The 14,250-nt window shown below is 39.2% G+C and carries 11 protein-coding genes; 10 read left to right on the top strand and 1 reads right to left on the bottom strand.

Annotated elements, in window-relative coordinates:
• The first annotated feature begins 26 nt into the window (after window positions 1–26).
• The 10 genes from PLH43_RS10305 (at window position 27) to PLH43_RS10260 (ending at window position 12,047) form a co-directional block, all read left to right on the top strand.
• The gene (locus PLH43_RS10305; protein WP_324362776.1) at window positions 27–1,091 is read left to right on the top strand and encodes a type IV pilus twitching motility protein PilT; all 1,065 of its coding nucleotides are present in this window, start codon (window positions 27–29) and stop codon (window positions 1,089–1,091) included.
• A 136-nt stretch (window positions 1,092–1,227) separates the two neighbouring features.
• Window positions 1,228–2,643, top strand: a complete 1,416-nt coding sequence (locus tag PLH43_RS10300) for a dockerin type I domain-containing protein (protein ID WP_324362774.1) — start codon at window positions 1,228–1,230, stop codon at window positions 2,641–2,643.
• A gap of 20 nt (window positions 2,644–2,663) precedes the next feature.
• Window positions 2,664–3,242, top strand: coding sequence for a rhomboid family intramembrane serine protease (locus tag PLH43_RS10295; RefSeq protein WP_324362772.1), 579 nt, complete (start codon window positions 2,664–2,666; stop codon window positions 3,240–3,242).
• A 366-nt stretch (window positions 3,243–3,608) separates the two neighbouring features.
• On the top strand, window positions 3,609–5,744 hold the full coding sequence (locus PLH43_RS10290) for a trypsin-like peptidase domain-containing protein (RefSeq protein WP_324362770.1): 2,136 nt from the start codon (window positions 3,609–3,611) through the stop codon (window positions 5,742–5,744).
• Between the two features lie 108 nt (window positions 5,745–5,852).
• The gene (locus tag PLH43_RS10285; protein WP_324362768.1) at window positions 5,853–6,506 is read left to right on the top strand and encodes an HAD-IA family hydrolase; all 654 of its coding nucleotides are present in this window, start codon (window positions 5,853–5,855) and stop codon (window positions 6,504–6,506) included.
• Between the two features lie 59 nt (window positions 6,507–6,565).
• The gene (locus PLH43_RS10280) at window positions 6,566–7,861 is read left to right on the top strand and encodes a glutamate-5-semialdehyde dehydrogenase (protein WP_324362766.1); all 1,296 of its coding nucleotides are present in this window, start codon (window positions 6,566–6,568) and stop codon (window positions 7,859–7,861) included.
• Between the two features lie 229 nt (window positions 7,862–8,090).
• Complete coding sequence (locus tag PLH43_RS10275) at window positions 8,091–8,462, top strand: hypothetical protein (protein ID WP_324362764.1); 372 nt, start codon at window positions 8,091–8,093, stop codon at window positions 8,460–8,462.
• 101 nt (window positions 8,463–8,563) lie between these two features.
• Window positions 8,564–8,983 carry a hypothetical protein gene (locus PLH43_RS10270; protein WP_324362762.1) on the top strand — a complete coding sequence of 140 codons (420 nt, stop codon included), beginning with the start codon at window positions 8,564–8,566 and terminating at the stop codon, window positions 8,981–8,983.
• 236 nt (window positions 8,984–9,219) lie between these two features.
• The gene (locus PLH43_RS10265) at window positions 9,220–10,371 is read left to right on the top strand and encodes an alanine--glyoxylate aminotransferase family protein (protein WP_324362760.1); all 1,152 of its coding nucleotides are present in this window, start codon (window positions 9,220–9,222) and stop codon (window positions 10,369–10,371) included.
• A gap of 188 nt (window positions 10,372–10,559) precedes the next feature.
• Entirely contained in the window at window positions 10,560–12,047 is a 1,488-nt protein-coding gene (locus PLH43_RS10260) for a methyl-accepting chemotaxis protein (protein WP_324362758.1), read from the top strand.
• A 111-nt stretch (window positions 12,048–12,158) separates the two neighbouring features.
• Here the strand turns inward: PLH43_RS10260 and PLH43_RS10255 are convergent, their stop codons facing one another.
• The gene (locus tag PLH43_RS10255) at window positions 12,159–14,213 is read right to left on the bottom strand and encodes a cellulose binding domain-containing protein (protein WP_324362755.1); all 2,055 of its coding nucleotides are present in this window, start codon (window positions 14,211–14,213) and stop codon (window positions 12,159–12,161) included.
• Window positions 14,214–14,250: the final 37 nt, after the last annotated feature.

The raw sequence follows: 14,250 nt of genomic DNA, 5'->3' as shown, positions 1-14,250 counted from the left end.
AATTACACATCACACTTATTTAGGAGATGATCGTTTTGACGGAGTTGAAGGAAATTTTAAAAACGGGTGTTGAAAATAAAGCTTCCGATATACATTTAACTGTGGGCAGGGCGCCTTCTTTCAGAATAAACGGAAAAATGAAAACGCTTAGCGATAATATACTGTCTCGTGAGGACACAATGAACTATGCCAAGGAATGCTTGGACAATGAAAAGCTTGAGCATCTTATGACTGTGGGAGAAGTGGATTTTTCAATGACAGTCCCGGGAATTTCAAGGTTCAGAGTGAATGTTTTTTTTCAAAGGGGTTCTGTGGCGATAGTATTCAGAATACTTGCCTCTACAATTCCGACTTTGGATTCTCTGAAACTTCCCGATGTGATTAAAGAAGTTTGCAAGATTAAAGAAGGGCTTATATTGGTAACCGGTCCTACGGGGAGCGGTAAATCTACCACCATGGCCTCAATTATTAATGAGATAAATTCTACAAAGGAAGGGCATATACTGACTCTTGAGGACCCTATCGAATATATTTTCAAGCATGATAAGTGCGTTGTAAACCAGAGGGAAATATCCCAGGACAGCAAGTCCTACGCCAATGCTCTAAGAGCCGCGTTAAGAGAAGACCCCGATGTGATATTTATAGGTGAGATGAGGGATAACGAATCTATAAGTATTGCGGTAACAGCGGCAGAGACAGGCCATTTGGTTCTTTCCACCTTGCATACTTTGGGTGCTGCAAAAACAATAGACAGGCTTATTGACGTTTTCCCGCCCCACCAACAGCAGCAGATAAGGGTACAGGTATCCAGTGCGCTAAAAGCAGTTATATCCCAAAGATTGATTCCCGATGTTGAGGGTAAGGGAAGGGTTGCGGCTCTGGAAATAATGATTGTTACTCCGGCAATCAGTAATCTCATACGAGAAGGCAGAGTGACCGGAATTACTTCTATGATTCAGACGGGGGCATCCCAGGGAATGAAGCTTCTTGACAAATCCATTGCCGAGCTCTATCAACAAGGACGTATATCAAAAGAGAGTGCATATGAATACTGTGTTGACAAAGAACTTCTAAAGAGGTTCATAGGATAGAGCCATTTATAAAAGCATTTGGTTGAAATTTTCATAATTGCAATTTTACATTATTAATAGTATTATAAAAATAGGTGTTTGATAGATATCTAATTTTACTTTCCGATATATTTATTTTTGGGGGAGAAGTTTTTTGATGAGTAAATGTGTGTTAAAAAAGATAGTTTGCTTGCTTGTCATTTTATGTTTTGTCACTGTATCCGGAGCTGCTTCAATTTTCGCAGCCGGCAGTAAAAGCGCGCTTTTGGGCGATGTAGACGGAGATTCTAAAGTAGATTCCCGCGATCTCATGTTAATAAAAAAGTATATACTCAAGTTAAAGGATAAGGATGATTTTTCCGCCGAAGGTATTAAGGCAGCGGATGTAAATGCTGACGGAGAAATAAATTCAATAGATTTTTCATGGCTGAAAAAGTATTTATTAAGAGCTGTGGACAAGCTTCCCGGAGAGGTGGATAAAAGTGACGGTAGTATCGTTCGGTTCCAGTCGGGTTATGCTCATTCGGTGATTTTAAAGAATGACGGAACAGTATGGGTTTTAGGTGACAACGGGAAGGGGCAGTTGGGACTCGGTGACACACCTTTTGAGGATAAACCCGTTATGATAGACGGTCTTACCGGAATAAAATCAGTGGCGGCAGGTAGTGAGCACACGCTGGCACTAGATAAAGACGGTACTTTATGGGCATGGGGAAACAATTACAGTCTTCAATTAATAGAATATACTGAAAGGGATCCTGTTACAAGGGAAAGAACCATAAATACTCCCATTAAAGTTGAGACCCATTCGGACATTAAATATGTGGCGGCGAATTATTCCCGTACCCTCATAATAAAGAATGATGGCACGGTCTGGCTGCATTCGCTTCCTCCCATAAGCAGTTCCAAGGATGCCGAATATTTGTCGTGGGAAATAAAAGGTTTGGGAGACATAAAAATGGCGGATATCGGGACAGGACATGTAGTTGTATTAAGAGAGGACGGAACGGTATGGACCTGGGGGGAAAACGTCTGGGGACAATTGGGAAATGGTGCGCAACAACACCACAATGTTTATACTTATATTTATTTTGAACCTAATCAAGCCAAAAACCTTACCGATATTGTTTCGGTAGCTGCAGGACAGACTCATTCGGTAGCATTAAAGAGTGACGGTACTGTATGGACTTGGGGAGGAAACTTCTACGGTGAGCTTGGAAACGGTTCAACAAATTATATTTTGGAGCCTCAGAAGATTGAAGGGCTTGAGGATGTTGTAGCTGTTGATGCCGGAAGCAGCCATACAGTGGCATTGAGAGCTGACGGAACTGTATGGGTATGGGGTAAAAACGATTTTGGACAGCTAGGAAACGGAACAACAATGAAAAGTACTGTTCCGATAAAGGTGGAAGGGCTTACCGGAGTTATAGCAGTACAGGCAGGTATGGAGTGTACCATAGCATATAAAAATGACGGAACGGTATGGGCATGGGGGAAGAACGATTTTGGACAATTGGGAGACGGAACTTTTGAAAACAGGTTAAGACCCGTAAAAGTGTTTGATAATGAGTGAAAAGGGGAGGAATTTTATAAGTGAGTTTACAAAGCAGATACAAGGGTTTGCATTATAATTCACCGGTCATACTCACAATGACGCTTTTATCGCTGGGAGCATTGATACTTCAGAAGCTAACCCATGGATATACAACTTCATTGCTGTTTTCGGTATATCGCAGCAGTCCCTTCAATATATTTTTTTATTTGAGGCTTTTTGGACATATACTGGGACATGCGAACTGGGAACATTATATGAACAACTTTCTTCTGATTTTGCTTCTTGGGCCCATGCTTGAAGAAAAATACGGCTCGAAGAGAATTACTTTTATGATAGCAGTAACGGCTGTGGTTACGGGAATTGTAAACATACTTCTTTTTTCCAATACGGCCCTTTTAGGAGCAAGCGGTGTTGTTTTTATGTTTATTTTGCTAAGTTCCTTTGTCAATTTTGAAAAAGGAAGAATACCCATAACCTTCATACTTGTTGTTGTGATTTATCTGGGAGGAGAGGTTATGAACGGTATTTTCGTTAAAGACAACATTTCTCAGTTGGCCCATTTGGTCGGAGGAATTTGCGGAAGTGTATTTGGCTTTAAATGGGCAGAAAGGCCATAGTGATAGTTAAAAGTGAGAATAAAATATTGTTTTAGTCTGATTTAAGGTCGCCTGACGGAGAGTTTGGGCGGCTTTTTTGATTTGGCCTCTTGGAATGAAATGAAAGAGGCAAAAGCGAAGGGACTCGATGTCCCGAGCTTTTATTTTTTGCTATATCCGAACTCTATTATTGAATGCCGGGCCTTGGTTGGCATAAATATCCCTTTATTGTAAACATTTTTACTCTAATATTATCGGACAAATTTTCCGAAATAATTAGTAGAATATGTTTTTCTTTAAAGCGACCCGGATTCTTATGCATTATCTTAACGAGCAGTATTAAGGTTTGGCACTATATTCCAAAATGGGGTAAGTGGGGGATATAATATGAAAATGATCGGCGTAATAGTTGAAATACGGAAGGACAGAGCTATTGTTCGCACAGATGACACTAGATTGATTGCTATAAAAAAGCGCGCTGGTATGGTAGTAGGCAAACTTATAAGCTTTGACGAAGAGGATGTGTATAAACCTGAGAGTAAAGTATACAGGTATTCTCCTTCAAGCAAGCGTATAGAAGAAATCCAAAAAACTCGCCAAATTAAGGGATTTTCAAGGGTAAGCAATATTAAAGGCTTTTCGCGGATTAATAACATCAAGAATTTTTCACGAGTATCGGGAAGCAAGGAAACTGTAAGAGAGGAGTCTTCACAGGAGTCAAAAGTAGTGGACTTTTCCCGTGTAGTAGATTTTTCGCGAGTAGTGGACTTTTCACGGGTGTCAAACAGTAAGAAATCTGAAATAAAGAATTTCTCACGCATAAGCAATATTAGAAACTTCTCCAGGATAGCATCGGTTGCAGCTGCTTTTGTGCTGATATTCCTGTTTGGCCGCAACATGATGGGCAACGGTTCACGTAGTGAATACGCTTATGTCAGTGTTGATATTAATCCAAGCCTTGAATTTACGGTAAATAGTAAACATAAAGTTGTCAACGCTACTGCAATGAACCAAGACGCATCAGAGGTATTGGAAAGCCTTGAACTTGCAGAAAAAGATATCAAATCTGCCATGGCGCTGATTCTTGAAAAAGCAGAATCACTAGGCTACATTTCAAGTGATAATGAGAATTATGTGCTTGTTTCCATGGCATTAAATGATAAGAAGAAAAAATCCGAAACGAAAAAGGATCAAAAACTCAATGAGTTGAAAGAAGTTATAGAACAGGGAATGGAAGAATTGGGTAATGGTTCTATCCACCATAAGACAGTGGCTGTGGACTTAGAAGAAAGAGAGAAGGCTTTGGAAAACGATATGTCAATGGGAAGATATCATCTTTACATGGAAGCAGTAGAGAAAGGTATTGATATTAGCCTTGATGAAGCAAAATCTTCGAAGCTTTCTGAATTAATAGAAAAAATAGAGGCTGACCCCGAACCGACACCTGTGCCTACACCTACACCGTTAAAATCTCCGGAACCGTCAGCAACTTTGGAACCAACGCCTACGGAACCCGAGGTGACACCGTCAGATTCACCTGTTGCAAGCAATTCTCCGGTAAATGAGCCGAAGCTTAGTGCAAAGGAGATAGCGACATTAGGTGAAAGTGTGGTTTCGATAACAGCCTATGACGAGAACAAGAGGATTGTTTCTCAGGGTAGTGGATTTGTTGTTGGAACAGGGCTCTTTGCGACAAACTATAATTTGGTTAAAAACGCTGTGGTTGTTAAAATAACAGCAAATGACGGAAAAGTATATGATGTGGACGGAATTGTAAAATTCGATAAGTCAAAGGATTTCGCACTGTTAAAGACCACAGTTGATACAGGAGTAAAAACGCTTAAGATTGGCACAAAAGCGTCTTTGGCCAAAGGTAGCAGGGTTGTGGCAATAGGTAAATCAAACAGGCTTGAAAATATCATCTCAGAAGGAAGCATAAAGGGATTTAAGATTGCCGGATTGGCCGATGCAATGGAGTTAACGGCTTCGGTTTCAAAGGAAAGCTCCGGAGGCCCTGTATTTGACATGAAGGGTAATGTCGTGGGAATAATGGCTTATGGAGTTTCAAATCAAAATGTCAATGCTGCAATTCCGGCCGACTATATAGCTGACTGGGTGAAGGAGCTTGCAAAATATTCATTTAATAATTTGAAAATTGCTAGAAAAACTTTGGTGTTTGACAGTGACTTTGAGTTGAATTTTGCGGTTTACAAAATAATAAGGTCGCTGGAAAACGAAGATATTACCGCATATTTTAGCTGCATGACCGATGAATTGTATAAAGATGAGACAAAAGAAAATCTGGAAGTTTTATTTGCAACCTATGATCTTGCTTATAACATAGAAAGCCTGAAGGTTGTTTCAAAAGGTGAGGGACAGGCGAAAGTAAGTTATGTTTATACAATAAACAAGGAAAGCGGTCCGAACTTTAGGAATTACAGAATAACCGGAGAGTGCAGCCTCATAAAGGTTGACGGCATATGGAAAATCAATGATTCAACTGAAACCAAAGAGTATATATAATAGCATGCTATAAGGAAAACTATGCCAATATTACGATAATGTTTTAATTGATAAAGAATACTTGCTTTGGTATAATCATTAGAAAACCAGATTTTATTGAGGTGGATAATGAGTATATACAAAGCAGTATTCTTTGATTTTGACTATACACTGGCAGATTCATCCAAAGGTGTTATAGAATGTATTAATTATGGACTGCAAAAAATGGGTTATTCCAAATCTTCACCGGATAGTATTTGCAGAACAATAGGCCTTACGCTGTCCGAAGCTTTTGTGAAGCTAAGCGGTGATACCTCCGATTCCAATGCCGAGCTTTTTCGTCAATACTTTAAAGAAAGAGCAGATGTTGTTATGTGTGACGGCACTAAAGTATTTGATACTGTCGAATGTGTTGTAAAAAAGCTAAAGGGCCTAAATGTAAAAACAGGAATTGTGTCTACGAAATACAGGTACAGAATAGAGGATATATTGAAGAGGGACGGACTTTTACAGTATTTTGATATAATTATCGGCGGTGAAGATGTTGCAGTGCACAAACCGGACCCCGAAGGACTTTTGAAAGCCATGGCGGAAATTGGCTGTGGGAAGGAAGAAGTTCTTTTTGTAGGGGACAGTACGGTAGATGCAAGGACTGCAGAAAATGCGGGAGTGGATTTTGTAGCGGTTCTTACAGGCACGACAGAAGAGAATGAATTTTCAAAGTATAATCATTGTGCTGTAATTAAGGATTTAAGTGGTTTGCTGGATATGTTTGTGTTATAATGGATATATAGTGCAATTTATATTAAAGAGCACCTAAGTTTTGATGGGAGGAAATTCATATGAGTATAAATGAAATGGCCTTTCAGGTTAAGGAGGCTTCTATAAGGCTGGCAGCCGCAGGAACTGAATTGAAGAACAAAGCTCTTAAAAATATTGCCAGGTTGTTAATGGAGAGAAAAGACGAGATTATAAAGGCAAACAATGAAGATTTGCAAAGAAGCAAGGAGGAAAAACTTGCAGAGCCTCTCCTTAAGAGATTGAAATTTGATGAAGCCAAGATTTCGGATGTAATAGATGGCATTAACAGTCTGGTAAAGCTGGAGGACCCGGTGGGAAAGACCCTTCTTTCCACTGAGCTTGATGAAGGGCTTGAGCTCTATAAAGTTACATGCCCTATAGGAGTAGTGGGAATTATTTTTGAGTCAAGGCCGGATGCCCTTGTGCAGATTTCGACGCTTTGCTTAAAAAGCGGAAACGGCGTTCTCTTAAAAGGCGGTTCCGAAGCGAGTCAGACTAATAAGATACTTGCCCAAATTATTACTGAAGCTACTGAAGAGGTTGGAATTCCCTCAAACTGGCTCAAGCTTTTGGAGACAAGGGCAGATGTAAATGAAATGCTTAAAATGGACAAATATATTGACCTTATTATCCCGAGGGGTTCAAATGAATTTGTCAGGTATATTATGGATAATTCCAACATTCCTGTAATGGGTCACGCAGACGGAATATGCCATTGTTATATAGATGAGGATGCCGACATTGACATGGCAATTCGAATTGTTGTGGATTCCAAGACCCAGTATGTTGCCGTCTGCAATGCAACGGAGACATTGCTGGTTCATAAAAATATTGCACCAAAGGTTTTGCCTGAGCTAAAGAAAGCGTTGGATGCAAAAAATGTGGAGCTTGCCGGTTGCAGTGAAACACAGAAGATTATACCTGTTACGCCGGCAACTGAGGAGGACTGGAAGACGGAGTATCTTGACTACAAGCTGTCTATAAAGGTAGTTGAGAATCTGGATGAAGCCATAAATCATATTAATACTTACGGTTCGGGACATACCGACAGTATAATCACAAATAACAAGCAAAATGCAGCAAGCTTTATGTCCCTTGTAGATTCGGGCAACGTATTCTGGAATTGTTCCACGCGCTTTAGTGACGGATTCCGGTATGGATTCGGAGCCGAAGTGGGAATCAGTACAAGTAAGATTCATGCAAGGGGACCGGTAGGACTTGACGGATTGTTGATTTACAAATACAAACTGATTGGCAACGGCCATATTGTAGATGATTATGCCAAGAGGACCAAGAGCTTTAAGCACAATAAAATGAACAAGGAATTTCCGTTTTAAATCGGATTTACTACACCACGGATATTCTTCGGGTTGGCAAAGCCCTGCAGAGTCACTTTATAGTGATGCTTGCAGGGCTTTTTATCTGTTGTTTACTGTTTGGGATGTAACAAATGAAGTTCGGTATACATAAAATGTATTAGATTATCGGTTTTTTACTTGAAGTTGTATTGATGCTGTTATTTAGTATATTGTGAAACCGGTAAAGGTGCTTTCGGGAGGAGACAATATGAATTACAGAGAAATAGAAGAACTGAAATCGGCTCTCACCAATATGATGAAAAAGGGATGTGTACTTATGATTCCGGCCTACAGAGCAGAAGGCAGAATTGTAAGTATCGGATTTAAGCCATATTGGACCAATCCCGGCGATTCCAAAATAGAAAAGATAGAAATTGATTTTATAGACAGAAAAGGGAGAGTTATACCCTTTAATATTTACAATATTATAGGATATAAAATTGCTTCCCTTGACGGAAGAAGCATGGAAGATGCAAAGAGCGTCAGCCTTGAAATTCATTTGTATCCTAATGCTAGAAGCAGAAACCCGGAAGAATATGACACCTTACATTTGGAAATAAGTGATATAACCGAGGGATAATTTGAAATAATGATTCCTTGATATGTAACCTTTGCAAAGAGATTAACATAATATGTATCATAGAAACCAATTGAAAATAAAATGGAAAGGTGGTATCAGGAATGGCTGATGAAATCAGAGGCTATGGAGACGTAAGTTTTCCTGCTTTACTGTCAAAGTATATTGGTGAAACAGTGACTATATTTACAAAAAGCGGAGGACAATCCGGTGCAGGTTTTACCGGAGTTATTCTCTCGGTAAACGAATGCTTTGTACGTCTCATTACAAGAATCGGTCCTCCTCCGGCATGTTCCCTCGGTAATGCATGTTCAAACTTTAATGTAGGCTATGGCCATGATTATAAGAATCCGTACGATTGCGGTCATGGTTACGGAAAAGGCTATGGCGGATATATACAGCCTGCCAGTGAAGTTGGAGCAGTTACAGCTGGCGGATGGAACGGATATCCGGTATACACTGTCGGTTCGGTGACCGATATACCGATATCGGCAATTGTATCTTTTGTACACAATGCGGTATAAATGACCTGTTTTAAGGAAAGCCCGGGAAGTATTGGTTCCCGGGTTTTTGCATTATCGGTTTATTATTGATTCAATTTGGTTATTGACAAAAATCTTCCACACTATTAAAATACTATAAACTAATCGATACAGTTTTAAAATGTATCGATACGCTTTATACATATATGTATGTATTAACAATGCAATATGAATAAACAATGATTTTAAAGATACAAAGAAAAAAGAGGTGGATTGCAATGAATAAACCATTGATAATGACTCCGGGCCCCACATATGTTCATGAAGATGTAAGAAGAGCCATGCTGCAGGAAATAATAAATCCCGATGTGGACGAAAGCTTTTTCGAATTTTACAAGGAAACAGGTGAAAGACTTAAAAAGCTTCTTAGAACAAAGAATGATGTAATTATAATGTCAGGGGAAGGAATTTTAGGCTTGGAGGCTTCCTGTGCATCAATCATTGAACCGGGGGACAGGGTCTTGTGCATTGATAACGGCATATTTGGAAACGGATTTGGCTCTTATGTAAAGATGTATGGAGGAGAAGCTACATATTTGAAATTTGACTATCGCCAGGCTGTCGATGTAAATGTGATTGAAGATTTTCTTAAGAAGGACCGAAACTTCAAAGCAGCAACTCTAGTACATTGTGAAACCCCTTCAGGTATAACGAATCCTATAGCCGATATTTGCAAAATACTAAAGAAATATAGGATTTTATCCATTGTTGATTCGGTTTCAGCTATAGGGGGAGAGCCTTTGGAGACGGATGAGTGGAATATCGATATTGTGCTGGGTGCTTCTCAGAAATGCATTTCCGCACCTCCCGGACTGACTTTTTTAAGTATAAGTCAGGATGCATGGAATGCCATATTGAAAAGGAAGACTCCGATTACGGGCTATTACTGCAACTTGTCCGTATGGAAAAGCTGGTATGAGGAGCGATGGTTTCCGTATACTCAGCCGGTTAGTGATATTTATGCGCTAAGAGTGGCTGTTGACAGGCTCATAGAAGACAGCCTGCGCCTTGAGAGACACAGAAGCATTGCAAACGCAGTAAGAACTGCTCTGGTAAACAGCGGGCTGGAATTGTATCCTATAAACGGTTTCTCCAATACTGTTACAACTTTTTATGTACCGAAAGGGACAACTTTTGCCGATATATCCAATATGATGCTTAACGAACACAATATATTAATTGCAGGAGCTTTTGGATTTTTGAAGGACAGGGTGATACGAATCGGGCATATGGGAGAAAATTGCCGTGAAGACAAGATTTTAAAAACACTTTATGCACTGGATAAGACTTTTGAGAAGCTACATATAAATTTAAGAAGCAAGCTTTACAGCTCATGGCAATATGTTCCTCCATACAACTCTCATTTATGAGAGAGGATTTTAAAAAGGGATGTCGAATATAGTTTTACATAACGATGTCAAATTATAAACAAGCTAAAGCAATACATATTTTAGGCATTTCTGTACGCAAGGACTAGGCAATTTTTACAAAAAATTTTCTCATAATGGCACGATGTGTATCAATTATACTAATTTCAAAGAAAGGATAGGTTGTGGGTATGAAGGAACTTACGCTAGAGAGCCATGCCAAGAGGGTAAATAAAGCTCTTTTATTTATTTTCTGGCCATATTTGGCGGTATGCTTTGTTTTGGGAATGACTATGTCTTCATCAAATTCCGTAATTAATGTTGAAAGTATTTCGGGGTTGATTTTTGCAGCTGGGATGATTATTTCAACAGTTTTCTTTGTCAAAAGGAAATATAATGGCATTATAGGTCTGATTATGTGTTTGTCGGTTATGGTTTCGCTGGTAAGCGTTTATTTTTCACCCAATTCAGTAGTAGAAGATACGATGATTCTTGTATTGGTTATACCCGCATGTGCTATGACCCTGTATTTAAACAAGAAGAATTATATCATTTATGCCGGTTGCTTTAATTTATACTGTATAATTGTTGAGGCAATAGTAGGAGCAATGGGTATACAGAAATTTATATCAGATTTGGTTAAGATGGATTTTATCGTGTTGCTTTTATACTTTGCTACTAGATGGGGAAGTGAAATAATCCATCATGCAATAGAAAAAGAAAATAGTTCTAGAAAGTTGTTGGAAGAATTGGAGAATACTATAAATCTGTTAAAGAAAAGTACTGCATCTTTATACAATGATATAGCAAATTGCAACACAACTTTACAGATAATTAAGGAATCCAGTGATAGTGTTGCACTGGCGGTAGAAGAGGTTACAAAAGGTATTGGCGAGGAAGCGGAAAGTGTAAGCAATATTAATGTTATGATGCTGGATGCGGATAAACTTGTGGCTGATACTGCATCAATTTCAAGGGAAATGGCCAAAGTTTCTGTTTCAACTGTTCAGATTGTAAATGAAGGTGTGGAAAATATAGGAGAAATGAATCGGCAAATGGATATTATTAATACTGCGGTAAGTGAGTCTTATTCTACAGTATTAAAACTCCAAGAGAGTATGGATAAGGTAAATGAATTTCTGGAAGGAATTACGCAGATTGCTGAGCAAACTAACATGCTGGCTTTAAACGCAGCAATTGAGGCGGCAAGAGCTGGAGAATCAGGTAAGGGATTTGCTGTTGTTGCAGATGAAGTTAGAAGGCTTGCAGAACAGAGTACCCAAACAGTTGGACTTATCCATCAGGTTATAACACAAATAAAGGACGAAGCAAATGCGGTATTGGATAAAGTCTATAGCGGAACCGAAGCAACCAAAGCAGGAGAGACCATTGTAAGCAAAGTAAGTGAAAGCTATGACAGGATGAACCAGTCATTTAAGGATATTGGCAATTATATCGACAAAGAATTAAAAATGATAGAGAATACCACTCTTCTGTTTTCGCAAATACAGAGAGAAATGGAAAGCATCGCCGGAATTTCGCAGGAACATGCGGCGGCCTCTGAAGAAATGTCTGCATCGATGCAGGATCAGAGGGATAAAATTGAGAATGTCTTTAATTCTATGAAAGAAATTCAGAAATTAAGCGAAGAACTTGAATGGATTGCAAAGGATAAGTGATATTATTGACAAACTAAAGCAATAATTAATCATTCTATCTAATTCTTGATACTGACATAATAAAATAGAGGCTGCTCGATTTGACGGGCAGCCCCTTTTATTTTTTTATTTTCAGGGTTCAATTCCCCAGTATAGATTTCCTGAAATATACACAGTAATCTTATCCCAGACTACAAAGTCTTTAGAAGCATTGTTGAAGGAATAGTCGGATTCTTGATCATACATATAATTCCATTCTGAGTATGGCGGGGTTGCCAAGCTTAAAGCATAGCTGTTTCCGGTTCTGCTCACTATTTCAACGTTTTGGCCGGGTTTTAGAATGCCGGCACTATCAGTAAATCCTATTTCAATATAGCTGTCAGCGTTTGGTTTTGCATCGGTCATATGAACTACAGTTCCTGTTATTTTAGAAGCAGTAATGTTTGACCAGTCACAAGTGAAGATTTCATTGATTACTCTGTCCCTTGTATAGTAATATCTGATTTTCACATCAGAGAGTGTTATTGGCGTATTTCCGGTGTTTATAAGCTTGATTCTGGGTTGAAGCTCTTTGGTTTCAGAGTCTCTGATGTGATTGTATGCTTGCAACTCAACCCTAGTTAACAAGTCGGTTCCTGTAGGAGTAGATGAAGGTGATAATGTAGGTGTAGACGTTGAAGCTGTAGGAGTAGATGAAGGTGATAATGTAGGTGTAGACGTTGAAGCCGTAGGAGTAGATGAAGGTGATAATGTAGGTGTAGACGCTGAAACCGTAGGAGTAGACGAAGGTGATAATGTAGGTGTAGATGCTGAAGTCGTAGGTGTAGAAGAAGGCGATAATGCAGGTGTAGATGCTGAAACCGTAGGAGTAGATGTAGGCGATAATGTAGGTGTAGACGTTGAAGCTGTAGGTGTAGATGCAGGTGTAGACGTTGAAGCCGTATATGTAGACGTAGATGTAGGTTTAGGTGTGGATGTAGATGTAGGCTTAGGTGTAGATGTAGATGCAGATGTAGGTTTAGGTGTAGACGTCAGTGTAGGTGCAGGTGTAGATGTAGGCTTAGGTGTAGATGAAAGTGTAGGTGTAGATGTAGGCTTAGGTGTAGATTTAAGTGTAGGTGTAGGCGTAGGCGCAAGTGTAATCTCTACTCTGTTAGTTGGAACAGGTGTGCCCGATTGGGTGAAAATCGGTGCAGTTGTATATGAACTTGATGGAGTTTTTTGTGCTGTCGAAACGCTTATGGCTGTTGATAAAGTTTCCGGTATTTCAACATGCTGTGTTGCTGTCTCTTTTGCTGTAGTAGTATAAACAGATGTAGGGCTGGGAGTAGGTTCGGATGCAGCCCAAATTGTAGGCATAACGTCAGAGCCTTCCTGATTATTGGGGACAGAGGCATTGCTTAGGTTTAATTTGTTTAGAATCTCGGAAACGCTTAAATTTCTTGCATCTTCCAAGTCAAGGTTAATGCCTTCTTCCACAGCTTTTGAATATATGGCATACCTTCCCATTGAGAGACTCTGATCTAAAGCCTTTTGTCTTTCTTCTTCAGTAGACGGTATAATTTCAAATCTCACTCCGGCGTCTTCTGCAGCAACTTTGAGAGTGGATATTATTTCCTGAATACCTTCATCCCTTTCGGAAGCATTGTCCCGGGCTGAACTTATTGAGGTAGAAAACAGGACAATGTTATTGGTAGAGTTTAAATACCCTTTTTTCTTTGAAATATCCAATATTTTCGATAAAGCATCGTATAACAGCATATCTTCCGGGTTTGCTTCATTGAGAATAGATTTTGCTTCTTCATTAAAAGCTTTTACATCTATAACTGTTTCTTTCTTGTTGATAACAAGCTCCAGGCTTGGATTTATATCAAGGTCTATATAGGCATATTCCTGCGAGACTGAAGCGAATCTCAGGCTGAAAAAGATTATAAGGAAAATTGCAGCCGAAGAAATCAATACAGAAAAAGGTTTTATAATATTTTTGTACTTTGTAACGAAATCGGCAGAATATAAGTCAGACTGGTCAAAAATGACATGCTGACCGCGTTGCATACCGGGTTTGAGTCTGAGTTCCATAAAATCAAACTCGTCAGTCAATACGATTGCTTTGTCATTTTCCAGTTTCAAAATGATTCCGGTATAATATAATGTATTATTTTGTGCTCCCGCTTGTTTGACACCCATCAAATTTTTCCATCCTGCAAAATCCTTTTAATTATCC

It is taken from the genome of Acetivibrio sp. (genome assembly GCF_035371925.1).
Classification (GTDB): Bacteria; Bacillota; Clostridia; order Acetivibrionales; family Acetivibrionaceae; genus Hungateiclostridium.
Note: the sequence above shows the minus strand (reverse complement) of the source record. Positions and strands in the feature narration are given on the sequence as shown.